Origin of the sequence: Pedobacter suwonensis (genome assembly GCF_044762335.1) — a bacterium.
GTDB lineage: Bacteria > Bacteroidota > Bacteroidia > Sphingobacteriales > Sphingobacteriaceae > Pedobacter.
The window spans coordinates 82929-107962 of record NZ_JBIWEB010000001.1 but is presented as its reverse complement, the minus strand read 5'-3'; the positions used below and the strand labels follow the sequence as shown (position 1 = coordinate 107962).

General features: G+C 40.6%; 15 protein-coding genes. 7 read left to right on the top strand and 8 right to left on the bottom strand.

The genetic code is table 11. The features are described 5' to 3' along the window. Positions 1-356 precede the first annotated feature (356 nt). The 7 genes from ACIQXP_RS00355 to ACIQXP_RS00325 all read right to left on the bottom strand — a co-directional run bounded on the left by ACIQXP_RS00355 (position 357) and on the right by ACIQXP_RS00325 (position 12833). Positions 357-2633 (bottom strand): GH92 family glycosyl hydrolase, encoded by a 2277-nt coding sequence (locus ACIQXP_RS00355; protein WP_387504448.1) that lies wholly within the window; start codon positions 2631-2633, stop codon positions 357-359. Between the two features lie 73 nt (positions 2634-2706). Further along, positions 2707-4920, bottom strand: coding sequence for an alpha-N-acetylglucosaminidase (locus ACIQXP_RS00350; RefSeq protein WP_387504449.1), 2214 nt, complete (start codon positions 4918-4920; stop codon positions 2707-2709). A gap of 1 nt (position 4921) precedes the next feature. Then, positions 4922-6148 carry an acyltransferase family protein gene (locus ACIQXP_RS00345; protein ID WP_387504450.1) on the bottom strand — a complete coding sequence of 409 codons (1227 nt, stop codon included), beginning with the start codon at positions 6146-6148 and terminating at the stop codon, positions 4922-4924. A gap of 7 nt (positions 6149-6155) precedes the next feature. Continuing rightward, entirely contained in the window at positions 6156-7136 is a 981-nt protein-coding gene (locus ACIQXP_RS00340) for a purple acid phosphatase family protein (RefSeq protein WP_387504452.1), read from the bottom strand. A 94-nt stretch (positions 7137-7230) separates the two neighbouring features. Beyond that, on the bottom strand, positions 7231-8829 hold the full coding sequence (locus ACIQXP_RS00335; RefSeq protein WP_293744821.1) for a RagB/SusD family nutrient uptake outer membrane protein: 1599 nt from the start codon (positions 8827-8829) through the stop codon (positions 7231-7233). 11 nt (positions 8830-8840) lie between these two features. Next, positions 8841-11885 (bottom strand): SusC/RagA family TonB-linked outer membrane protein, encoded by a 3045-nt coding sequence (locus tag ACIQXP_RS00330; protein WP_387504453.1) that lies wholly within the window; start codon positions 11883-11885, stop codon positions 8841-8843. Positions 11886-11945: 60 nt separating this feature from the next. Then, positions 11946-12833, bottom strand: coding sequence for an inositol oxygenase family protein (locus ACIQXP_RS00325; RefSeq protein ID WP_293744819.1), 888 nt, complete (start codon positions 12831-12833; stop codon positions 11946-11948). Positions 12834-13312: 479 nt separating this feature from the next. On the opposite strand from ACIQXP_RS00325, the gene ACIQXP_RS00320 reads away from it, so the two are divergent. From ACIQXP_RS00320 to ACIQXP_RS00310, 3 genes are all read left to right on the top strand, one after another. Continuing rightward, positions 13313-14320, top strand: a complete 1008-nt coding sequence (locus ACIQXP_RS00320; protein ID WP_293744818.1) for a LacI family DNA-binding transcriptional regulator — start codon at positions 13313-13315, stop codon at positions 14318-14320. Between the two features lie 125 nt (positions 14321-14445). After that, positions 14446-16074, top strand: a complete 1629-nt coding sequence (locus ACIQXP_RS00315; protein WP_387504454.1) for a sodium/sugar symporter — start codon at positions 14446-14448, stop codon at positions 16072-16074. Between the two features lie 46 nt (positions 16075-16120). Beyond that, the gene (locus ACIQXP_RS00310; RefSeq protein ID WP_387504455.1) at positions 16121-17539 is read left to right on the top strand and encodes a glycoside hydrolase family 28 protein; all 1419 of its coding nucleotides are present in this window, start codon (positions 16121-16123) and stop codon (positions 17537-17539) included. Positions 17540-17586: 47 nt separating this feature from the next. Here the strand turns inward: ACIQXP_RS00310 and ACIQXP_RS00305 are convergent, their stop codons facing one another. Continuing rightward, on the bottom strand, positions 17587-17880 hold the full coding sequence (locus ACIQXP_RS00305) for a hypothetical protein (protein ID WP_387504456.1): 294 nt from the start codon (positions 17878-17880) through the stop codon (positions 17587-17589). A 144-nt stretch (positions 17881-18024) separates the two neighbouring features. On the opposite strand from ACIQXP_RS00305, the gene ACIQXP_RS00300 reads away from it, so the two are divergent. From ACIQXP_RS00300 to ACIQXP_RS00285, 4 genes are all read left to right on the top strand, one after another. Beyond that, entirely contained in the window at positions 18025-18348 is a 324-nt protein-coding gene (locus ACIQXP_RS00300; RefSeq protein WP_387504457.1) for a TfoX/Sxy family protein, read from the top strand. A gap of 753 nt (positions 18349-19101) precedes the next feature. Beyond that, entirely contained in the window at positions 19102-20184 is a 1083-nt protein-coding gene (locus ACIQXP_RS00295; protein WP_387504458.1) for an efflux RND transporter periplasmic adaptor subunit, read from the top strand. 23 nt (positions 20185-20207) lie between these two features. Next, complete coding sequence (locus tag ACIQXP_RS00290; protein ID WP_387504459.1) at positions 20208-23378, top strand: efflux RND transporter permease subunit; 3171 nt, start codon at positions 20208-20210, stop codon at positions 23376-23378. Continuing rightward, on the top strand, positions 23371-24804 hold the full coding sequence (locus ACIQXP_RS00285) for a TolC family protein (protein WP_293744811.1): 1434 nt from the start codon (positions 23371-23373) through the stop codon (positions 24802-24804). Before ACIQXP_RS00290 ends, ACIQXP_RS00285 begins: the two co-directional genes overlap by 8 nt. Positions 24805-25034 lie beyond the last annotated feature (230 nt).

Genomic DNA, 25034 nt, shown 5'->3' with positions numbered 1-25034 from the left:
GATAGGGAAAAACCCGGTATTTTTGATCATAAACTCGTGAATGGGTGGCCTTTGTCAATCATCTTGTGTCATCAGGAAGCTGTCCGATGCAGGTAAAGTTTTTATCAATTAATCTTTTCGGCGTCTATACAGCCGGATGTAGTTAATATGGCGCTAACAATGAATCCTGGAAAGAAAAAATCAGATGCATCAGATAAAACCGGCGACGAACCGGAAAAAAATAACTTTCCTGTATCCATCATCATTTTTATCCTTGCACTTAGCATCCTGCTAATGACCCAGATCTTACTTAAAGTTTAATACAGATGTTGGTTGGAATAGATAACTGAGCCTCCATTAAGATGAATTTTGATGATCTAGCGCTTGATGGGTCTATCCTGAAGGTAAAAGATCAATTCTCCGCCATGAACCAAAGATTGATGTGTAATTTGGTGTTTGGTTAAACTTTTCCCGTTTAAAGTGATTTTAGCACTGTAGATAGATTTTTCACTTTTTCTAATAGTGGTTATGGTTAATTTTTTGCCATTGGTTAAAGAGATTACCGCTTGTTTAAATAGAGGACTGGTAAGTTGGTAATTTCCTGAAACGGGATCTACAGGATAAAAACCCAGCGCAGCAAATACATACCATGCAGACATTTGTCCGGCATCATCATTACCACTTAAACCGCCTGAACCTTCACTGTATTCTTCTGCTAAAATGCGCGATACCTGCAGCTGGGTTTTCCATGGAGAATGGGTGTAATTATACAAAAAAGGAATCTGATGGCCAGGTTCGTTGCCATGCCAATACTCCTTTTTAGCAAACAGAGAATCGAGTTTGTTTTCCAGTTTTTTTTCTCCACCCATCAGCTTAATCAGTCCGGGTATGTCGTGCGGAACATAAAAGGTGTATTGCCTTGGGGTTCCTTCTGTAATATAGGGCTCGCGGTGATCGGGATAAAAAGGTGTGTACCAGTGGCCATCGGCAAACCTGCCTTTCACCATTCCTTCCTGTTGATCGAATACATTTCTGTAATTTAAAGCCCTTTTCTTCAGTTCTTTATAATCTGATTCTTTACCCAGATCTTTCGCTACAGTAGCCAAAGCATAATCATCATAGGCATACTCAAGCGTTCTGCTCACTTGTTCTCTTTTATGAAAGGCATCCGGAATACTATCCTCCATCGGGATATAACCATATTTAAGGTAACTATTAATCCCTCTACGGCCTTTACCGTTAAGGTACTGAGCCGAGTCGGGCATTTCAAATGCATTTTGGCGCATCAATCTATAGGCTTCCTTTACATCGTAATCCCTGATCCCCTTGTTATATGCTGAAGCCAGAAAAGCGGTAGCATGATCGCCAATCATGGCTGCAGTATAATTATTCCAGCAGGGAAAAATAGGCAGCCAACCGCCTTGTTGCCCTTTTAGCACCAATGAATTTGCAAAATCATTAGCCAGATCGGGTTTTAAAAGTTCTACAAGTGGCAATTGGGCCCGGTAAATATCCCACATTGAAAAATCATCGTAATAATTGCCCTTTTTTAATATTTTTTTGGTGTAATTGCCTGCAAACTGGGGGTATCCACCATCAACATCGTTAAATAATCGGGGGTGCTGTTGTGCATGGTAAAGTGCAGTGTAGAAAATACGCTTATTTTTTTCACTGGGATCACTAACCTTAATCTGGCCAAGCGACCGCTCCCAAACCTGATTGGTTGCAGACACAATCTTTGCTAAACCAGCACTATTAATTTCGGTTTCGAGGTTAAGTTTTGCTGCCGCTATACTGGTAAAGGAGGTACCGGCATAAATACTAATGCTTTCTCCTTTTTGTAGCTTAAAGCCCAGATAGGCACCCAGGTCTTTCTGGTTTTCGACGGATTGATCTGCGGAGACGCTGGCACCACTAAACACACCACTTGTTGTAAAAACTTTACTGATGCGGATAAAAAAATAGCCGCTAAAGCCAGCAGGCTGTCCCCATCCCTGGTAAATGCGATGAACAGGATTGTAACCCGAAATTTCACCTTTTTGGCGATCAATTTTGATATAGCCTTTAGCCTGGTCGCTGTTTGGGGTAATTAACAAGTAAACACTATCTGCCTTTAGGGCGGTAACTTTGATTAGGCCACAACGCAAGGTCGCGGTAGCCTCAGCAAGCAGGTTATAGCCTGGTAAACTGGTTTTGTAATAGGAGGGTGTAGCAACCTCACCGGTATGAGTATAATCTGCAGCATAATCTGTAGCGCTGGTTCTTAGTTTTCCGGAGATGGGCATGATGGTAAAGCTACCATAATCTTGTGTACACGAGCCGCTGATCCAGTGACTGGCCCTGATGCCATAAAATTTCTTATTGTTGTAGTAATAGGGGGCCAGGCATTTTTTTTCAAACAGCTGGGTTTGCGGGGTCCACTGCGTCATGCTAAAAGGTGGTGCTACTGCGGGTATGGTATTGGCCAGCCTTTCTGTTTTATCTTCTATATGCTGACTGGCGAGTGTGGTACTGGCGGAAGTGCCTGAAAATGGCTGCACATATTTGATCAGAGATCTGCTTTGTGCATGCCCCTTAATGACTGACCCATTGTAAAAACAAAATGCCAGGGATAAAAACTTAATAAATAGGTTGTTATGCGCTTTTTTTTGCATTGTTTTTATATTAGGTTACGGAGTTTATCTACCGGACTTAAAATTGGGTTATCACGGTTTCATGAATGGTTTCTTAAAGCTGGTGGGCTTCTCCAACAATTTTACGATATTTTTGATATAGATCGGTTGCCGTATTAACCGGATTCCCAACTGGATTTATGGGGTAATCTTTCCGCTGATTTACCCAATTCCATTCCCATTTGCTTACCTCATCGTTAAATTTGGTCATGTCGAGCTCAGTTTTATTTGTAATAGACGCTTCCAGTCTGCTGAAAAACATTTCCCATCTTGGTTTATAAAAATCATTCATTAGCCCGCTCCACTGTCTGCATGCATACTCATTTAGGGGATTTTTGGCATCACCCCACAAAGTAATTAAATCCTTTGCATTCATTTCATATAAGGCTTTTTCCCCTTCACTGGTTCCCTGTTTACGGGCATCATTTACCCATGGACCAAGCATGAAATCTTTCCGCGTAGCCAGCAATTTGTCCATGTCTCCTATCAAAGTGATAAACTCTTTACGCGCTGTTTGAAAAGCTTTCAGGTTTTTACTTCGGTAAGCCTCCACCACTTTTCTCTGTAACGGAAGTGCATAATTGGCCAGTACCTGTCTGGTCACATCAACAAGGTCATATTGATAGCCATCACTTTGTCTGCAATCTGCTGCTGCATGGATCAGTTCATCCCAGGCAGGCAATAAATCGCGTTCGTGATAGTTTAATGTCGTTCTTGCCCAACGGGTCATAGAATCGAGTGTTGGCCGGCCTTGTATGATCGACTCTGCACCATCTCTAACATATTTATCTGCAGGTACACTATAAACCGTTTTTCTAAGTATTTTCCAGGCATTTAAAGCATTTATATTTTTTTTGCCATATCGGTTAAAAACGTATTTAGGCAGCCACGTTTCAAGGTCAATTGTTGTAGAACGCCAAACGTTTTCCATCATCAACTCGTACATTACCGGATTTTGTTCTATGCCTTCCATAGTCAAACCAATACCATTCATTTTGCCGCTTTTCGGATCGTTTAGCGCCTGCGCGGGTGCAGTGGCTACCACATCCATTCTTCCAAATAAATTGGTGTTCCCGCCAAAGTTGTTCAGCATATTCCAAATCCATGGCTTTCCATAAAAACCTTCTGTACGTTTCCAAACAGGTTCAATTTCTGTAGCTAAATCCAATAAAATCATCTTATCATTTGGAACAGCTTTTAACAAAGCCTCTGTTTGTGCCTCTTTCCAGAATTTTCTGTCGCTGTAAAACAACCAGCCCTGCATTACCCAAATGGCTTTAGGATCAGCCTGCGACATGCCATCATAAATCCTGGCGCTTAATTTACTCAAAAACTCAGGTTCCGAAGAGGGTGGTTCGTTTTCATTAAAGGTATCTGCAGAATACAGATGGTCTGTGCCAAGCATTTCAGTTTGCTTTTGTAAAAACTTCTTTCCGATCTCAGCAAACATTGGATCTTCCGAATCAAGTATATAAGTATCTGCAAAACCGTTGGTCCAGTTTGTGGCTTTTAGTTTAGCATTCGGAAATTTGTTTTTAAATGCTGCGGGTACGTGTCCGGTAAAGGCCGGAAGTACAGGTTTCATGCCCATTGCTCGTTCACGGTTCAAAATCTTCTTTTGCAATTCAAAATGGCTTTTCATCCAGCTTACCGGGAGCGGGCCACCCCAGCCGTCAATATTACCCATCCAAAACCACGAGAAATAAGCCGGTCCGGTGAAAAAACCTTTAAGTTCATCGTCTGAAAAGCCCATTTCTTTGTACAAAAGGTACCAGGTATATTCTTCGCCGGTAATGGCAAGGGGCATGTTAATACCATGTAATGCCATCCAGTCGATCTCTTTTTCCCAACGCGCCCAGTCCCACCAGCTCATGCTGTAATTAAACGTACAATAATTAAGATAATACCGATATTCGTATGGCGTTTCTTTCCTGATTTTTTTTTCAAGCTTAGGCAAGGTTTGTGGAACATTCAGGTTAGTGCCGTTCCAGGTAATCTGGCAGTGTGCATATTCGGTTAAATAATGATAAAAAGCCGAAGCCAGAGCTACACCATTGTTTCCGCGAAGAATGATTTTGTTGTTTTTGGATGCTATCTCGAAAACATCTTTCCCTTTAACAGCAGGAAGACTTTCTGTTGAGAAAGATTTTGCATGTTTTGGCAATACCCGTTCTATGAGTTGGTTTGAAGTATTTAAAAAATCCTGCGCAAGTGCCCGGTTAATAAACAAGGAAAAAAGTACAACTGAAAAGTATAATTTTAATTTCATATCAAATTTTTAAGAACCACTTTTTATCGTAAAAGAACTTTAATAAAAACAGTTGAATCAATAACACACCCGTCCATAAAGCGGCTTCGTGCCATAAGGCCGGGATGAGTTTTATTAAACCACCAAATAAGAAAACAGACGATGATTCAAAACTGAAAAGTCCGTGTGCACAAACATAAATTAGAATACTGTTGGTTCCAAACCATATAAACGGAATACTCCATCTGGAATAGGAGCAGATATCAATAATGTAATAAAACAGGGCGAAGAGTATTATACTCCAGCCTCCTGCAAATAAAACAAACGAGCTGGTCCACATGGTTTTATTGATGGGGAAGAGGAAGCTCCATAACAAACCAAGTCCAATGCTCAGCAATCCGCTGCCAGCTAAAGTAGCAAATTTCTGGTTGGGTGTAAAGTTAAATCTGGTCGATTTGATGAAAGCTCCGGTAAAAATGCCGAGCATTGCCGAACAAATGGCGGGTATTGTGCTTAATAAGCCTTCGGGATCGTAAATGGTTCGATGAAGTTTACCAGGCAGAAATAGCCTGTCAAAATAAGCAGAAAGGTTTGCTTCCGGCGTAAAAACCCCAGGCCCGAAATGTGGAACAGGCACAAATGCCATCAACAGATAATATCCTGTAAGGATTGCCACAAACCAAAAAATCATTCCTCTGATAGAACAATTTAAATAAATGATCGCCGCAAAAAATGTAGCTAAAGCTATCCGGCCCAAAACGCTGGCAAAGCGGGTATTTTCATATCCGTTAAATTTTAACAGTCCGTTTACAACAAAACCCAAAATGATGAGTATCAGCGTTCTCTTGATTAGCGGAAAATATATTTTTAGTGATGAATGCCTGTTTTTTTCTCTTTCAGCAAAATATTTTTGATAGGAGTAAGGCATGGATACTCCGGAAATAAATATGAATAAAGGGAAGATCAGATCATAAAACGTAAAACCGTTCCATGGAGAATGGTGCAGCTGATTGCTGATTCCAATAAAAAATTTTTCAAAGAAAGATAAGTTGTCATTTGTAGAAATGGTCCAGTCTATGGAGTTTCTTTTTAAAGCATGCTTGTTCATGATCCCGGTGGCTAGGCCATGGAATATCCCTTCACCACTCACAATCCAAAACATGTCGAAACCCCGTAAAGCATCCAGGGAAATTAATCTTTTGGGCTTTTCTACTTTTTCGTCAATGTTTTTTGTTTCAATAGCTGTCATGAAAGGGTTACTTCTTGATTAAAGTGTTATAAATAACATCACCTTCATCGTTAATTACCTGCACGCGTAACTGGTCTTTATTTACTGAAAATAACATAAAGCCATATTCTGATGCAACCATTTGTGCTTCCGGTATGAGTTTAACAGGTGTCTTCTCTGATGCACCTCCGGAAATGAAATGATGGGTTTTACCTGCTGGCTTAAGATATTGTAAACTGTGTTCGTGGCCGGTCAAATAAACATCAACACCGTATTGATCAAGTATGGGTTTTAATGTGCTTCTGATCGCTTTGGTATCATAACCATCGGTACGGCTACCGCCTGTAAACATGGGGTGGTGACCTACAACAATTTTCCACTTAATTGACGGGTCTTGATCAGCAAGGGTTTTAACCAGCCATTTTTTCTGGGCTGTGGTGTCTTGCCCTTTAACGTTTGGACCATACTCCGCGTTTTTATAAAACTCAGGTATGAGTGGATTGGTATCAACAAATGCGATCAATACCTGATTATTTACATCGCCGTTAATGGCAAACTTTTTTGAATAATAACGGGCAGGCATTTTCCATCTTCTGCTTATTTTCGAATAGGCTACCTGTGCATCAGGATTGGATTTATAATCATGGTTTCCTAAAACCACATACCAATCCCATTGTAAAGAAAAGTCGGTGTATATATCTTCAAAAGAGTATTTAAATGAAGGATCTTGCGGACTAATTACACCGCTAGGATAGAAGTTATCGCCGGTAGAAATGATAAACTGTGCTTTAACATCAGCGGCGGTAATGCCCATTTGTCTGGCAACTGTTTTCTGGTGATCAGCGCCATTTCGTCCCCAATCGCCTAACGCTAGAAACTGCAATGCGCCGGGATCTTTGACTAAAGTTTTACTGGCAGCAACAGTTTCGGTTTGGTTTTTAGTAATGATTTGAGCATAAAGCGTACTGATGGAGAGAAGCGGAATAAGGAAAAGTAGTCGTTTGATCATCGGTTTAAATATAGTTGCAAAGAAAGACAATGAAGTGTTAAAATAAAAATTTCTCCAGACGGATCGCCTGGAGAAATTTTACCTAAAGCAGGATTTAATTATAGCCCGGGTTTTGTTTCAATTTTGGATTTAGAATCAGCGCCGAGGCCGGAATAGGCATCAATCGATGGAAAAGTTGCGCATCTGTTTTAAAGCCCCATGTTCCTTCATATTTTCCAAAGCGAATCATATCGTTACGGTGCCAGCATTCCCAAGCCATTTCTCTGCAGCGTTCTTTATATAAATCTTCTAAAGTAACTGAAGTCCATGCTGGTGAAGTGGTACGCACTGCTCTTAACTGATTCACTAATGATAAAGCCGTTTGACCTTGTGTAGGTGTAGCCCCGCGAAGGATCGCTTCTGCTTTCATCAATAAAATATCTGAGTATCTGAAAACCGGCACGTCATTGTTTTGATTTCTGCTTGATGAGGTACTGTCGCAATAAAATTTATTGTTTCTGTAGCCCATGTTCCAGGCAATTTCATCGTTTCCGGCGTCAAAAGGTCTTGATGCATCTCTCAGGGTAACATTCGGCGTAATATCTACCTGATAGGTGAGTGCAGCAGAACCATCCGAGCCTGCATAAAATTGATCGTATCCTTTTTTGGTAGTCGCGACTGTTACGGGCGAGCCATCATAATAAGTCTGCAATCCTTTGATCCATTGTGCATTCCTTTTATCATTAGGATCATTGAAGTTTGCATAATACTCTGGCAAGGTACTCATTGGTGCACTTGGCGTAAATTTTAAGCTATATTTTTTCTGTAAAGAACGCGGTAGAGAGTAACGGGAATAAATCATGGTACCATTACTGAAACCCGGATCGAAAGGAATGGCAAAAATAAATTCCTTGATTTGTGGTCCGTTATCAATGAAGAACATCTTTCTGTAATCGCTTTCCAAACTATAAGGAGAGCCTGAGGCACCAATAATGGCATCGCATGCCGCTACTGCATCGTTATAACGTTGAGTCCCGGTATATACTTCGGCATTTAAGTACATCTTAGCCAAAATTGCATAGGCCGTATATTTATTTGGGCGGCCATAGGTTGCTGCTCCTGTAGCACTGCTTAAGTTCGGCAATACTTCTTTAAGTTCGGCTTCAATAAAGTTAAAAACTTCCAGGCGCGATTTGGTTTCTGGCGGCGTTGTTTGTCCGAAAGTGGTTACAATAGGTATATTTCCCCATAAGTCCATCATCATAAAAAATGCCAGGGCCCTGGTTGCCCGTACTTCGGCTACGGCTACTGTTTTTCCCGGTGATTCCGGCGCATCTTTCAGTAAAAACAAGCTCTGGTTAGCTTTACTGATGGTTGCAGAAAGCCACCCCCAACCGCTACCTACATGTCCGTTGTCTTTATTCCAGGTGTGTTTATGGTGGTTTTCAAATACACCTCCATCATACCAGTTTCCACCACGTGCCGGCATAATGGCTTCATCAGTACTCAACGACTGCATAAAGAAATAATCGGTACTCCAGTTTTGGCGCAGTTGTACATATACCTGTCCAGTTAGCTGTATGAAGTGTTGGTCTGTTTGAGGAAATGTTTCAGGAGTTAGCTGTGTTTCCACTTTTAAATCCAGTTTATGGCAGGAAGTTAATACGCCTAGCGATAAAGCTGTTCCTGCAATATATTTGATAAGATTTTTCATCTTCTTAATTTTTAATTAAATGATACGTTTAAACCAAATAAGAAAGTTCTGGTTTTAGGATAAAAGTTATTGGTATCTACACCCGGAGCAGTACCACCCTGGTTAATCTCAGGGTCTATTCCTTTGTAACCGGTAATCACAAACAGGTTATTTGCTGTGGTATATAACCGAAGAGAACTTATACCAGGGATAAGTCCCTTTTTGAACGTGTAGCCAAGTGTAGCATTATCTAAACGCAGGTAACTCGCATTCTCCAAGAATCTGCTCGAATATTTATAGGAGTTGAAATCAGCTACTGATTCATTTTCAACTTCTACAGGTATATTGGTAAACTGGGCAGTGCTCGGGCGGAATAAATCTGCGCGGGTAACGTTCATGATTTTAACACCTACTACCGCTCTCATAAATACGCTTAAATCAAAATTCTTGTATCTTACATTGTTTGTCCAACCTAACAAAGCTTTCGGTTGTGCATTGCCAAGGATATAATAATCGGTTTTATTAAGCAGTCCCTGTGTTTTAACATTACCAGCAGCATCATAATATTGCGATACGCCGTTTGCATCTTTACCTGCATATTTAAAGGTGAAAAATGTTCCGATGGCCTCACCTGGTCTAAGAATCTGCAATGTTGCGCCACTCTGGCCGGCTCCGTCTGGAGAAACCGTAAGGCGGTCTTCGATATTAAATCTGCTATCGTCTGATAGGCTGATCACTTTATTGCGGTTATGTGCCAGGTTGAACCCGGTTGTCCATGTGAAATTGTCGGTGCTTACTGGCGTACCGTTTAAAACCAATTCGATACCTTTATTGCTCAAACTACCAACGTTCGCCGTATAGGCACCTGCTGGATATAGATTGTTATCCACGCCAAATGTCAGAATCAAATCGGTTGTTTTTTTATCGTACAGGTCAACAGAACCCGATAATCTACCGTTGAAAAGTCCGAAATCTAAACCGATATTGGTTGTAGCAGTTTTTTCCCACCTTAAATCAGGGTTTTCATTTTGGATGGCGCCATAAGCACCTTCTCGCGGCGAACCGTTATAATAAAACTGCCCAACCTGACCATAAATAAGTTTAGTAGTTAACGGGGCAAAGCCAAGTGAGTTACCAGCTATACCATAACTACCTCTTAATTTAAGGGTTTTGATTACGCCAACGTTTTTAAAGAAGTTTTCCTGATCAATGTTCCAGGCTGCACCTACAGATGGGAAATAGCCCCATTTTTCATTGGTACCAAATACATTTGATCCGTCTCTTCTGATTGATCCCTGTAAAAGGTATTTGTTTTTGTAGTTATAATTTACCCTCGCAAAATCAGAGATCATCAGAATTTCCTGATAAGTTACGCCTGGATTAAAATCAACCCTGAAGTCGGTTACCGCATAAGGGTTTCCCAAACTTAAGTTGTTGTAGCTAACCTGATTAATCGGAAAATTGGTAGAGGTAGCCTGAAAGCCATCATTATTTAATGATTGCTGATAAGAATAACCCACCACGGCATTGATATCATGATCGCCAAATTTTTTATTCCAGGTTAAGTAGGTTTCAACAATTTTATTGGTGTTTTGATAAGCATTTCTTACGGCCAGACCGTCTTTACCCACTAAGGTTACGAAGCTTGGTGTTGCCGGTGGCTCGGGCGTATTACGCACATTGTTGTATCTGGAAGTATAAATGCTGTTGTAAAATGCACCGTAAACATTTTGGCTATTCTGATAGGACGCAGAAACATCATAAGAGAAACCGAATGGTAATTTCAGGTTAACGGTTAAGTTTCCTAAAATATTTTTATTCTTCAGGTTTTCTGTACCGTTTTCAAGCATCGAAACCGGATTGTAGTAGCTGGTTTGAATAAGGTTATCGAAATAAGACCCATCCGGGTTTTTTACCGGTGATGTTGGTAAATAAGTGAGCATTTGCGACAATACCGTATTGCGATAAGGAACCAGGTTAGCATTACTTACCGAATTGCTGATGTTTAATCCAATTTTCAACCTATCATTTAAAGCTTTCTGTTCTATGCCAATACGACCGATAAATCTGTTTAAGTCACTTGTTTTGATGATGCCATCTTGTTTGAAATAGTTTAAGCTTGCATTATAGGTCGTTTTTTCAGTTCCTCCGCTAAGCGATACATTATGGTTGTATGACAAGGCATCGGTACGTTGTACCTCATTCTGCCAGTTGGTATTGGCACCCTTATCATTGGCTGGCGTAAGGGCAGTATTGGTTTTCGCTAGAAATGCCTTTAATTGATCGGCATCCATCATGTCGTATCGGTTCGATACATTTTCTACACCAAAGTAACCATTATAGCTAATTTGTGTTGCGCCTGCTACTCCTCGTTTAGTAGTAACCATAATTACGCCATTCGCCGCCCTGTTACCATAAATTGAAGCAGCAGCAGCATCTTTTAGCACGTCAATGGAAGCAATGTCATCCGGTGCTAAAATCGAAATATCGGCACCAACAACACCATCAATTACAAAAAGCGGCGATTGCGCACCATCACGCAGGGTAGAGGCACCACGCATGATGATGGCTGCGTTACGGTTTGGATCGCCACTTCTGGTAATATTTAATCCAGGTACCTTTCCTTGCAGCATTTGTCCTACATCACTAATGGCTCCCTTATTCAGATCTTCACCTTTAACCGTAGAAATGGAACTGGTTAATGCTTTTCTCGAGCTTTTTCCGTAACCTACAACTACTACATCCGTAAGTGATGAAGCTGCTTCACTAATAACCACCTGGTAAGTAGAGGCATTGGTTACGGTAAGTTCTTTTGTTTGATAGCCTAAAAAGCTAAAGAGGATTTTATCGCCTGTTTTCGCGGTGATACTAAATGAACCACCAGCGCCTGTTGAGGTAACTTTTGTTGTGCCCTTTACCGTTACAGAAGCCCCTACAATAGGCAGTTTGGCATCGTCAATTAAATTTCCGGTAATTTTTCGTTCAGTTTGCGCATAAGCATTGTTGAACGCCTGGCTGAGGAGTAAAAGCAGCATAAACAGGCCGCTATACTTTAAGCGTGTACAGTTAAATCTCATAATTTTTGTAAAATTAGATTCATAAATTGTTTATTTGGTTATCAATGTTTGGAGATAGAATTAAAATTTAATAGTGGCTGGCAAATACTTCGCCACCAGTGCTTTATAATAAGGTTCCAGTTCTGCCCAGCTTTTCTGGTTGGGGTTTTTGGAATATAAATCGTAAGGGTTAAACAGGTTAACCCACTTGAACATTTCATGGTCTTTTTCATTCATCAGGTGTTCGTAGGCATGCTCCCGGTGTTGCGAATAAAAAGAGTGGTAACGGAGCATGTATAATCCTGGTTCAGGCAGGTAGGGTTTCATCATGTGGTATACATATTCATCATGGCCCCATGACATGTCTACATTATCCAGTCCGCAATTTTGGGTATAAACCCCTAATTTGGTCTGGTAAATTTCATTTTTGTAATCAGGATTTTCGCTAAAAAATTCCGGATAAACGATTTTATCAGAATAAGCACAACCTACCGGGAAAGTATCGCCCACAACAGCCCATTGCGGTTCTCCGAATAAACAAAGTACTTTACCCATATCGTGGATTAAACCAACCAAAACCATCCAGTCCGGGTGGCCATCGTTCCTGATGGCTTCAGATGTTTGCAACAAGTGCTGCATCTGGTCTAAATCCGTATCAGGGTCAGAGTCATCCACCAGCTTGTTTAAAAAATCGAAGGCACTCCAGATCGGCATCTCTTTTTTATCAAACTTTAAGTAATCGGCTTTTTTCTGTTTTACAAAATCGTAGGTTTGATAGGTATGGTTAAGCCTGTAAAATTCTTTTACACTATCCTTTTCCGTTTCTTCGTAATTTCTAAACTGCTCCTCTTTTTTGTCAGCATTGATATTTTTTGGATCTGGATAGCGGGTCAGGATATCCTCTTCCCATTGATCAAGATTTTGCAACGGATTTTGAATATCCTTTGAAGATGCGCTCTGGTTTCTCATAAGGCTAGAAATTTATTTTTACGAAAATTTTGTTGGTTGTTGGGTTAAAGTTGAGTTTTTGCAAGCTGAAAATTTTATGTTTGGCCAATTTTATTTACTTAAACGATTACGTAAAATATGATTTCAAACGTTTGATATTTATGTAAGTATTTAAAAATCAAATGTTTATTTTATTCTTGTTTACCTATAGTGCAAGCATGCTGTTTTGAAGCATTTAGCGAAAAGCAAAAAAGAAAAAATGGACTTGATCGTGTGATTATTTTATATTTGCGTTTGTAGCCGGCGTATTTATTCATAAAAAAAATATCAGGTTGCTTAATCAGCAAATGTTTAAAAATCTACTTCAATGGTTGTATCGTATAATCAATGAGGTTATTGTCTTTAAGGTGCTGCTGGTAAAGAAAGGTGAGCGCTGCCCTTCGCGATTTTATCGATAATGGTTATGCAAGCCTTAAAAACTAACAAAACAAATTAAAAACATGGCGGAAGCAGTTAATATTAAGCGGTTGGCTCAGGAGTTGAACATTTCGATCGCAACCGTTTCTAAGGCCCTCAACGACAGCTATGAAATTAGTTTAAAAACCAAAAACAGGGTATGGGATTTAGCCAGGGAACTGAATTATACCCCAAATCCGGCGGCGAGTAACCTCCGCAGTAATAAAACCAAAACTATCGCAGTAGTAATACCCTTTGTAGCCAATAATTTCTTCTCCCTATCAATCATGGGAATCGAAGAAATTGCAAGGCAGTATGGTTATCATGTGCTTATTTATCAAACCCATGAAAATATAGAGGCTGAAAAAGCATTTACCAATAGCTTGCTGAACGGAAGGGTAGATGGCATTCTTACATCTGTATCGAGCAGTGAAGATAATCGTGAATATTATGCCAATCTGGTCAAAAAAATTCCTTTGGTATTTTTCGATCGGGTTTACGAAGACCTGGATGCAGTTAAAGTAACTACTGATGATTATGAAATCGCTTATCAGGCCACTGAACATCTGATTGATTGTGGCTGTACCAAAATTGCCTATTTATTTGGCCTCGAAAACCTTCCGGCGGGCAAGGCAAGGTTTGCAGGATATCTTGATGCCCTGAAAGCACACGGCATAGCGCCTTCAGCCGAACTTGTTGTCAACTATCTTGATGGAGAAGTACTTAACGTCGAACAAATAAAGAAATTGCTTGAAAAGTTCCAACCCGATGCACTCTTTTCATCAATTGAAGAATTTATTATTCCTGCTTATTGCGCCTGTAGAGAAGCAGGTTTGCAGATTCCGGATGACATTAAAATACTCAGTTTCTCTAATCTGAGTACAGCAAAGCTTTTAAGCCCATCGCTTACCACCATTTCACAGCCTGCTTTTGAAATCGGGCGTGAAGCAGCGAAATGCCTCTTCAAAATCCTCCACAAAAAACAATTGGATGATGAACAGAATATTATCCTGAAATCGGTGCTCATTAAGCGCGAATCTACGGGCTGTTAACGGTGTGGTTTTAAGTCTTTAAAGCCTGTAACGCGAAAACGTTTACGTAATTAAATAATTCAATAAAACATCCAACATTGGGATTTTTTCTGATTTTTAAAAAAAACCAAATGTAAAATATCCTTATGAACCACCTGTCTGCATTCGACTATGTTATTTTTTTAATGTATTTTATAATGGTGTCTGCATATGGTTTTTGGGTGTACCGGAGCAAGAAAAAAAAGCGTACCGATACCAAAGATTATTTCCTTGCAGAAGGTTCGCTCACCTGGTGGGCTATCGGGGCATCTATTATCGCCTCTAATATTTCTGCTGAGCATTTTATCGGTATGTCGGGTTCGGGTTTTGCGATGGGGCTGGCCATTGCAAGTTACGAATGGATGGCTGCCGCCACACTTATCATCGTGGCCATATTCTTCTTACCCATTTACATCAAGAACAAGATTTATACCATGCCACAGTTTCTATCCAACCGTTATAATAAAACGGTAAGTACGCTGATGGCGGTTTTCTGGTTATTGGTTTATGTATTTGTAAACTTAACTTCGATATTCTTTCTTGGTGCCATTGCCATTGAAACCATTACGGGGATTCCGTTTAATGTATGTATCGTTTTTCTGGCGATTTTTTCTGCCATTATTACGCTGGGCGGCATGAAGGTAATTGGTTATACCGATGTAATACAGGTTTTTGTTTTAGTGGCAGGCGGACTGATTACCTGTTATATGGCGCTTAAACTGGTGGCTGAGAAACTGGATGCACCGAGTGTTCTGGCTTCGTTTCCACTGTTGCGCAGCGAAGCGTCTGATCATTTTCATATGATATTTGCCAAGGGAGACAAATTTTACAACGAATTGCCCGGGATAGCGGTACTGGTGGGTGGTTTGTGGATCAATAACTTAAATTATTGGGGCTGTAACCAGTATATTGTTCAAAGGGCTTTGGGCGCGGATTTAAAAACCGGGCGTAGCGGACTAATATTTGCGGCGTTTCTAAAATTACTTATCCCGGTAATTGTGGTAATTCCGGGCATCGCAGCCTATGTATTGTATCAGCGGGGATATTTCCAGGCCGAAATGCTCGATGCAGCCGGGACGGTTAAGCCCGATCATGCCTATCCGGTACTGATGAATTTATTGCCGGCAGGAATAAAAGGCCTCGCCTTTGCCGCGCTCACCGCTGCTATTGTAGCCTCGTTAGCAGGTAAATGTAACAGTATTGCCACTATTTTTACGCTTGATATCTACAAGAAGTTTATTCAACCGGAAGCCTCAGAAACACGGATGGTTTCAGTTGGCCGCTGGTCGGTGGTTGTTGCTTCCTTAATTGCTATTGTTATTGCCCCTGCCTTGCGGAGTTTCGATCAGGTTTATCAGTTTATTCAGGAATATGTTGGTTTCATTTCACCAGGGGTTTTTGCCATTTTTTTACTCGGCTTTTTCTGGAAAAGAACCACTTCCCGCGCAGCGCTTACCGCTTCTTTATTAACGATCCCATTATCTACTTTTTTTAAATTTCTGCCTACTTTAACCCGTGGCACTATCGAACCCATTCCTTTCTTAAACAGAATGTCGTGGGTATTTCTGATTATAATTGCGGTAATGGTAATCATAACTTTAGCCGATCCGAAAAGTAAAAATAACCCGAAAGGGCTTGAAATTGATAGCAGTATGTTTAAGGTTACACCGGCATTTACCATTGCCTCAGTAATTATCTGTGGTATACTTGCAGCACTTTATACTGTTTTTTGGTAACTGGAACAATTAAATACCCAAAATATTTTTTTATAACGATTTGAAAATGAAGATTAGACCTTTACTGTTTTTTGCACTCCTGATTTCTTTCAGTGGGATGGCCCAGAATAAATTATATAATATTAAGAATTATGGTGCAGTGGGCGATGGCAAAACCAATGATGCCGCTGCTATCCAGAAAGCCATTAATGCCTGTTCGGCGGCCGGAGGCGGCCAGGTTATTGTACCTGCCGGAAATGTTTTTCTAGCAGGTCCTTTTAATCTGAAATCTTTTGTTGAATTAAGGGTAGAAGGCGGGGCAAAAATCTTAGCCAGCCCTGATGAAAAATTATATACTCAAAGTGCTTTTAGGGAGAATAAAGGCGAAGGCACCATTTGGATAGGTGGAGAAAAGCTGGAACAGGTAAGCATTACCGGAACAGGGGTAATTGATGGGAATGGAATTTCGTTTATGGGAGAGGAATTAAGTGACTCGTATGTTTTAAAACCTTTTAATATTGTAGATCCGAGGCCGCATTTGCTTACACTAACGGGTTGTAATAAACTGAATATAGATGGGGTAACTTTTCAAAATTCTGCTTATTGGACGGTTCATTTGGTGGGCTGTAATGATGTTTCCATATCAAATATCACATTACTGAACAGCATAAAAATCCGTAATAGTGATGGTATTGACCTGGATCACAGTAAAAATGTACGGATTACCAATTGTTTCATAGAATCAGGTGATGACTGTATCTGTTTAAAAAACAGGCGCGAGTTTGAAGAATATGGTGCGTGCGAAAACATTGTGATTAGCAACTGTACCATGACCTCCAGCTCGTGTGCCATCAAAATAGGTTCTGAAAATATGGACCGGATCAGTAATGTACTCATCAATAATTGTAATATCAGAAAGAGCAACCGAGGTATTGGAATTCAGAATCGCGACGAGGGAACCGTGGAAAATGTAGTTTTTTCAAACCTGTTTATCGAGTCGAAATTGTTTTCAGATGTATGGTGGGGTAAGGCAGAACCGATTTATATTACCGCTTATCCAAGAGCAACGAGTAATAATAAAGACGCTGGCTGGCGTTTACCAAAGGGCCAGACCAAAGGTAAGGTGGGTGCGGTTAAGAATATTTATTTCAGTAACATCAGGTGTACAGGAGAAAGCGGTGTTTACATCAGCGGCGAAAGCCCGGATAAAATTTCCGAAATCTATTTTGACCAGGTGAGTGTTTATCTCGATAAAACAACTAATGAAGCAGGGGGAGTATATGATCGCAGACCCAGCAATGTTGAAGGACTGGTTAAAAGTGCGGTTGCAGGATTTTATTTCGAAAATACAGGATACATCAGTTTGCAGAACAGTAATGTAGTTTGGGGTAAAAATAAACCAGCCTATACAGGTAAGGCCCTGGAAAAAAAGAATGTAACTAAGCTTAAAACAGTTAATTTTAGCGAAACCACCGTTGAGAAGTAAGAGATTTTAATACCTTGTTTGCGCTTTAACGAACCGGATACCGCTGTTTAAAGTGTAGACTGATCTGTTATTGGCTGCTCGTTATCCATGGCAATTTCAATCAATGCGTTATTGATTTCGCCGATGGTTTTAACACTGAAAACATGCCTGCCGGTTAACCACCGATTGATTTCATCGGGATTAATATCCAATATGGAAGCCAGGTCGTTTTCTGTTGAACCCTTTGCAGCAAGCATTGTTATGGTTTTTTGGGCAACAGCAAGGTTTAACTGCGTTAATTTTTCAATTGCAGGATTTCCGGTTTCTTGCAGCCAGATCGAAACAAAATCATTTTCTTCCATTTTATTCTTTACTTAAAACGTCAGCTTACTTTAGCAGCAGCTGTTTGTTTGGGCGACAAATTTAGCGATTAAGCCAGTTAAAGCAAATCAGAATGAAAAGAATAGTCTAACTTTACAGAAAGTTCAAGTCAAATCAATTTAAAAATGGCATCAGATCAGAAATTTGTAGATTTTATAATCGATCAGGTCGGTTGTGCAGGGCAGATTACCTGTAAAAAAATTTTTGGTGAATATGGCTTGTATTTTAATGATAAATTGTTTGCACTCGTATGTGATAACAAATTATTTGTTAAACCAACGCAATCAGGAAAGGCATATATCATTAATGTAGTAGAAGCGCCGCCTTATCCGGGCGCAAAAAATCAATTTCTAATTGAAGAGCAGCTGGAAGACCGTGATTGGTTGCAAAAACTCGTAGCTATTACGGTTGCTGAACTGCCTGAACCCAAACCCAGAAAAAAGAAATAAGGAGATGAATGCAGGACTGAAAAAATGTTTTTATACTTATTTTTATGAACGGCTAGCCAAAAAAACTATTTGTGTAAATTAAGAATTTGCGTTTCTGGTTCAGAACCGGCGGAAATTTCACCTAACGGCGCTATGCCACACGCTGCCCATATAAATTTAAAAATATTAAGGAATTCGCATTGGATGTCCCTGTCAGATTGTATTTCGTTTTCCATATTGTACCGCTTTAATCTGATTATCAAACAAAAAATGGCTGGTTTTATTTGGACTAAAGTAACGCTTTAATGTAAATATACTGTTCTGTAAAGGTTAAGGATACATTGTCTTTTTTAGCGGCCATTACTTATATAATCAAGGTGGTTGAGAAAACCCTTTACCTATCTTTACATGCAAACACAACGGAAAAAAAGGACGTTATTTCATGCTTTAAACAATAAAAAACATCATTCATATAGGGCTTTGTGGTTGAAATCAAGGTGTTTACAGGAAGTAAACCAATTTAAAATATAGTTTAAAATCCTGTATTTCTGTTTCTAAATACAATTTTTCCTGCCTAAACCTGAAGTTCAACTTCATTATAACTTCATAAAACTGTATTTATTTCGCTATCGAATTAAATCATTGCGTAACCATCATTTATTGAAATCAAAAAAGCATCTATAAACCGGTTGTGGAATGCTTTTCATAAATAAATGGTTACCCACGGAAACTAATTAGAGAAAAAATAAATCAGATTAAAACCACTCCAAAAAAATGAAAAGAGTTCTCATGTGCTTAGGCTTGTTTACTTTGCTTTACGCAACAAGCTGCACCTCGAAGAAAGAAGAAAAAGAAGAAGTAGCCACTTACGCGGTAACTTCCCCCTTACGAATGGACACTTCCTTTACCAAAGAATATGTTTCGCAGATCAAATCTGTTCGGAATATCGAAGTTAGGGCCCAGGAAAAGGGTTATCTCCAAAATATTTATGTAGATGAAGGTCAGCATGTAAAAGCAGGCCAGTTGTTGTTTAAAATTATGCCTAAAGCAGCACAATCCGAATTGTTAAAGGCACAGGCAGAAACCAAATCGGCTCAAATCGAACTGGAAAACACCAAATTACTTTCAGATAAAAATATCGTTTCCAAAAATGAGCTGGCCATGGCCAAAGCAAAGCTGCAATCGGCAAACGCCGAAACTTCTCTGGCGAAATTCCACCTGTCTAATACCGAAATCAGGGCACCTTTCGATGGTACGATCGATCGTATTCCTTTAAAATTGGGAAGTTTGGTTGATGAGGGGGCTTTATTAACCAGCCTGTCAGACAATAGCCAGGTTTTTGCCTATTTCAACGTTTCAGAACCTGAATATTTAAATTATCAGAGTGCAGCAAAGGCAAAAAGCCAGCAGGAAGTAAGCTTGTTACTCGCGAACGGCGAATTTCTAAAAGCAAAAGGCAAAGTGGAGGTTATTGAAAGCGAATTTGATAACGAAACCGGCAATATTGCCTTTAGGGCCAGGTTTAACAACAGCGATAACCTGCTTAGAAATGGCGAGACCGGTAAAGTACACATGGTTGTACCGCTAAAAAATGCCATCATTATCCCGCAGAAAGCCACTTACGATATCCAGGATAAAACTTATGTTTTTGTGGTTGATAAAAACAACAAAGTGCACTCCAGGGCCATTACCATTGCAGGAGACCTGCCAGACTTATACATCGTAGGCGACGGCATTACGGTTGATGATAAGATTCTGCTTGAAGGTGTACAGAAGGTAAAGGATGATGATAAAATTGCCTTTAAATTCCAGCAACCTCAGGAAGTGTTGAAACAATTGAGATTGAAAACAGAATAATCTAAACCCTCTATACTTAATTTATGTTTAGTAAATTCATACAAAGGCCAGTCCTTTCTATCGTAATATCACTGGTTATTGTGTTTTTGGGGGTGTTGGCCATAAGCTACCTGCCTGTTACACAATTTCCAACCATATCTCCCCCTAAGGTAAACATCACTGCTGATTATCCTGGTGCGAATAACGAGTTATTGATCAAATCTGTGGTGATTCCGCTTGAGCGTGCACTTAATGGTGTACCCGGCATGAAATACATTGCATCAAACGCAGGTAATGATGGCGAGGCTTCTGTACAGGTCGTATTTAACCTGGGTACCGATCCAAACCAGGCTTCGCTAAACGTACAGAACCGTGTAGCCGCCGTTACTAATAAACTTCCGCCGTTGGTTATTCGTGAAGGGGTAAAAATCACACGTGAAGAGCCTAACATGTTGATGTATATCAACCTGTATAGCAAAGACCCTAAAATGAACCAGAACTTCCTGTACAACTATGCCGATATCAACCTGCTGTCAGAGCTTAAAAGGGTTGATGGAGTTGGTTTTGCCGATATTTTGGGCGACAGGGATTATGCGATGCGGATCTGGTTAAAACCCGACCGTATGCAGGCTTATAAAATCTCGGTTGATGAAGTAATGAAAGGCCTTGAAGAGCAAAGTCTGGAGGCCTCACCAGGTAAAACAGGAGAGAGTTCGGGTAAACGCTCGCAGGCTTTCGAATATGTACTGAAATATTCAGGCCGTTTCAACACCAAAGAGGGTTATGAAAATATTGTGGTTAGGGCTACCCCCGACGGCCAGTTGTTACATTTAAAAGATGTGGCCGACGTAGATTTTAGTGCTTCAGCTTACAATTTATATTCCACCTTAAACGGAAAAGCATCTGCCGCCATTGTTTTAAAGCAATCTTACGGTAGCAACGCCAGCCAGGTTATTAAGGATGTGAAGGCCAAAATGGCCGAAATCAAATCGGCATCCTTTCCAAAAGGTTTAGATTACGAGATCAGTTACGACGTTTCAAAATTCCTTGATGCATCTATCGAAAAGGTTATCCATACACTGGTAGAGGCCTTTATCCTGGTAGGTTTAGTGGTGTTTTTATTCCTTGGCGACTGGCGGTCAACCCTTATTCCGGCTATTGCTGTACCGGTATCCTTAATCGGAACGTTCGTATTTATGCAGTTCTTTGGCATTACGCTCAATTTAATTACTCTGTTTGCATTGGTACTTGCCATTGGTGTGGTAGTGGATGATGCGATCGTGGTAATTGAGGCGGTGCACGCTAAGATGGAGCTGGACCGGCATCTATCAGTACTAAAGGCTACACAGCAAGCCATGAAAGAGATCGGAGGCGCCATTATTGCCATTACTTTCTTAATGGCCTCTGTATTTATTCCGGTAGCTTTTATGTCGGGTCCTGTGGGTATTTTTTACCGTCAATTCTCCATCACCATGGCAACGGCAATTATTCTTTCGGGTATTGTGGCTTTAACGCTTACGCCTGCATTGTGTGCCATTATGCTAAAAAACAACCATGGCACCGCTAAAAAGAAAACATTGATTGATCGTTTTCTCGATGGTTTCAACCGTGGTTTCGCTAAATTATCTGGCAAGTATGAATTTGTATTAAGCCGGGTGGTGAGCCGTAGGTTGTTAACCTTCGGGGTATTGGTAGCCTTTTGTTTCGGTGTTTGGGCATTAAGCGGAAGCGTGCCTTCAGGCTTTATTCCTAACGAAGACCAGGGAATGGTTTACGCCATTATCCAAACCCCTCCGGGATCTACATTAGAGCGTACCGATCAGATTGCGGAGAAACTGCAGAAAATGTGCGAAGATATTGATGGTGTTAAATCGGTTTCATCTTTAGCAGGATATGAAATCCTGACCGAAGGTACAGGATCTAACTCCGGTACCTGTTTAATCAACCTCAAAGACTGGAGCGAACGTAAGCATTCTGCGCAGGAGATTATTGAAGAATTAGAAGAGAAATCAAAATCGATACCTGGTGCAGCTATTGAGTTTTTCCAGCCACCGGCGGTTCCGGGGTATGGTGCTGCGGGCGGTTTCGAACTCCGTTTACTGGATAAAGCCGGTAGCGGCGATTACAAAAAAATGGAAACCGTTGCCAATGATTTTGTACGGGAGCTTAATAAACGTAAAGAGTTATCGTCTGTATTTACCTTCTATAGTGCCAGTTTTCCGCAGTATATGCTGGATGTAGATAACGATATTGCGCAACAAAAGGGCGTAAGCATCGATAACGCGATGAATACCTTATCTACTTTTGTAGGTAGCGATTATGAAACAAGTTTTATTAAGTATGATCGCCAGTATAAGGTAATTGTACAGGCTCTACCTCAATATCGCGCTTTGCCGGAAGATATTTTAAAACTTTCGGTTAAAAACAGCCGTGATGAAATGGTTCCTTTCTCGGCATTTATCAAGATGAGAAGAGTTTACGGCCTCTCTGAGATTACCCGTCATAATATGTACAACGCCTCCGAAATAAGTGGACAGGCAGCGCCGGGTTATAGCTCTGGTCAGGCCATTAATGCCATTAAAGAGGTAGCGGAAAAAACGCTGCCAAGGGGATTTGGTATCGATTGGGCAGGTATTTCTAAAGATGAGGTATCAAGAGGTAACGAAGCCATCTACATCTTCCTGATTTGTTTAGGTTTCGTTTACCTGGTGTTAGCTGCACAATATGAAAGTTTCATCCTGCCGCTTTCCGTAATCCTTTCTTTACCTGCTGGTATTTTTGGTGCATTCCTGTTCCTTAAGTTATTGGGATTGGAAAACAATATCTACGCCCAGGTAGCCATGGTCATGTTAATTGGTTTACTTGGTAAAAATGCGGTATTGATTGTGGAATTTGCCACACAGCGCCAAAGCCAGGGGGCAAGCGTGCTTAAGGCGGCAATGGAAGGGGCAAGCGTGCGTTTCCGCCCGATTTTAATGACTTCGTTCGCCTTTATTGCCGGTCTGATTCCGTTGATGATTGCCACCGGTCCGGGTAAAATTGGTAACCGTACCATTGGTTCTGCCGCTGCCGGCGGTATGCTTTTCGGTACCATTTTCGGGGTAATCGTGATCCCTGGCTTATATTATATATTCGGATCAATTGCAGCAAAACACAAGCTGATCAAAATTGAGGAAGAACATCCGTTAACTGAAGAAATTGAGAATAATGTTTAAGAATAAATTATATAAAGGCCTTGGACTGGTGTTGATATGCGCTGCATATACCGCCTGTAAGCTGCCAGAAGTAGCCCAACGTGCCGAAAATAAAAATACCCCTGTGAGCTTCAACGGCTCACAGGATACCCTGAGTTCTGCCAGTATACAATGGCGTAACTTTTTTACCGATCCAAATCTGATCAACCTGATTGATACCGCACTGAAGAATAACCAGGAGCTGAATATTACCCTTCAGGACATCGAAATAGCCAAAAATGAAATAAAGGCCAGAAAGGGCGAACTTTTGCCGAATGTAACCTATGGTGTAGGAGCAGGGTTGGATAAAGTTGGCCGTTATACCAGTTCAGGTGCGGGCGATGCTTCTACAGAAATTACACCGGGCAAAGGTGTGCCGGAAGTATTGCCTGATTATCGTTTCGGTTTACAAGCCAATTGGGAAGCCGATATCTGGCATAAACTGCGTAATGCTAAAAAAGCAGCCATTAACCATTACTTGTCTACGGTTGAAGGTAAGAACTTTGTAATCACCAATTTAATTGCTGAAGTCGCAAATTCATATTATGAATTACTGGCGTCTGATAATCAGTTGGAAACCGTGAGAAAAAATATCGAACTTCAAAGCAATGCACTGGAGTTGATGAAAATTCAAAAGCAAGCCACAAGGGTAAACGAACTGGCTGTACGCAAATTTGAAGCAGAAGTATTGAGTTCTAAAAGTTTGGAATTTGATATTCAACAGGATATTATTGAAAACGAGAACAAAATTAATTTTCTGTTAGGCCGTTTCCCTCAGCCCATTATCAGGGATAAATCAAGCTTTACCGATCTGGTACCGGCAACCGTACACACAGGCTTACCAGCACAATTGCTGGCCAATCGCCCTGATATTAAACAAGCAGAGTATGAGCTTGCAGCGGCTAAATTGGATGTAAAAGTGGCCAAGGCCCAGTTTTATCCTTCATTGGGTATTTCTGCGGCCATCGGTTATCAGGCTTTTAATCCTTCTTACTTACTGAGAACACCAGAATCTCTGATTTATTCGCTGGCAGGAGATCTGGCCGGACCGCTGATCAATAGAAACGCCATCAAGGCAGAATACGCTTCTGCAAATGCAAAACAATTGCAAGCTGTTTTTGACTATGAAAAAGCCATTCTAAACGGTTACATTGAAGTAGCCAACCAGCTATCGAAAATCAGCAACCTCCAAAAAAGCTACGATCTCAAATCCAAACAGGTTACCGCCCTTACACAATCCATCGATATTTCGAACGATTTGTTTAAAGCGGCACGAGCTGATTATTTTGAAGTATTGATGACCCAGCGTGATGCTTTGCAATCAAAATTGGAGCTGATTGAAACCAAAAAGCAACAATTAAATGCTGTAGTAGATATTTACCAGGCACTTGGCGGCGGCTGGAAATAGGCAGCACCAGCCTGGAAAACCATAAAGCATAGTAAAGTAATCCTTATATTCTGTAAGGCTGTTCCTCAATCCGGAGCAGCCTTTTCCTTTTCTGGTCTTAGCGTCTCGCTAAGACCTTTTTTTACTATCAGTGGTGTAAGATGTTACCGTCTGACACGTATCAGTTTAGCGAGTACTTCAGTTCCTCATTTATTTATCATAAAATTCGTTTGGAAAACAATGCGATTTAG

Bases quoted from the DNA above. Each gene is read 5' to 3' on its own strand.
- ACIQXP_RS00355 (WP_387504448.1), bottom strand. From the start codon at position 2,633: ATGCAAAAAAAAGCGCATAACAACCTATTTATTAAGTTTTTATCCCTG.
- ACIQXP_RS00350 (WP_387504449.1), bottom strand. From the start codon at position 4,920: ATGAAATTAAAATTATACTTTTCAGTTGTACTTTTTTCCTTGTTTATT.
- ACIQXP_RS00345 (WP_387504450.1), bottom strand. From the start codon at position 6,148: ATGACAGCTATTGAAACAAAAAACATTGACGAAAAAGTAGAAAAGCCC.
- ACIQXP_RS00340 (WP_387504452.1), bottom strand. From the start codon at position 7,136: ATGATCAAACGACTACTTTTCCTTATTCCGCTTCTCTCCATCAGTACG.
- ACIQXP_RS00335 (WP_293744821.1), bottom strand. From the start codon at position 8,829: ATGAAAAATCTTATCAAATATATTGCAGGAACAGCTTTATCGCTAGGC.
- ACIQXP_RS00330 (WP_387504453.1), bottom strand. From the start codon at position 11,885: ATGAGATTTAACTGTACACGCTTAAAGTATAGCGGCCTGTTTATGCTG.
- ACIQXP_RS00325 (WP_293744819.1), bottom strand. From the start codon at position 12,833: ATGAGAAACCAGAGCGCATCTTCAAAGGATATTCAAAATCCGTTGCAA.
- ACIQXP_RS00320 (WP_293744818.1), top strand. From the start codon at position 13,313: ATGGCGGAAGCAGTTAATATTAAGCGGTTGGCTCAGGAGTTGAACATT.
- ACIQXP_RS00315 (WP_387504454.1), top strand. From the start codon at position 14,446: ATGAACCACCTGTCTGCATTCGACTATGTTATTTTTTTAATGTATTTT.
- ACIQXP_RS00310 (WP_387504455.1), top strand. From the start codon at position 16,121: ATGAAGATTAGACCTTTACTGTTTTTTGCACTCCTGATTTCTTTCAGT.
- ACIQXP_RS00305 (WP_387504456.1), bottom strand. From the start codon at position 17,880: ATGGAAGAAAATGATTTTGTTTCGATCTGGCTGCAAGAAACCGGAAAT.
- ACIQXP_RS00300 (WP_387504457.1), top strand. From the start codon at position 18,025: ATGGCATCAGATCAGAAATTTGTAGATTTTATAATCGATCAGGTCGGT.
- ACIQXP_RS00295 (WP_387504458.1), top strand. From the start codon at position 19,102: ATGAAAAGAGTTCTCATGTGCTTAGGCTTGTTTACTTTGCTTTACGCA.
- ACIQXP_RS00290 (WP_387504459.1), top strand. From the start codon at position 20,208: ATGTTTAGTAAATTCATACAAAGGCCAGTCCTTTCTATCGTAATATCA.
- ACIQXP_RS00285 (WP_293744811.1), top strand. From the start codon at position 23,371: ATGTTTAAGAATAAATTATATAAAGGCCTTGGACTGGTGTTGATATGC.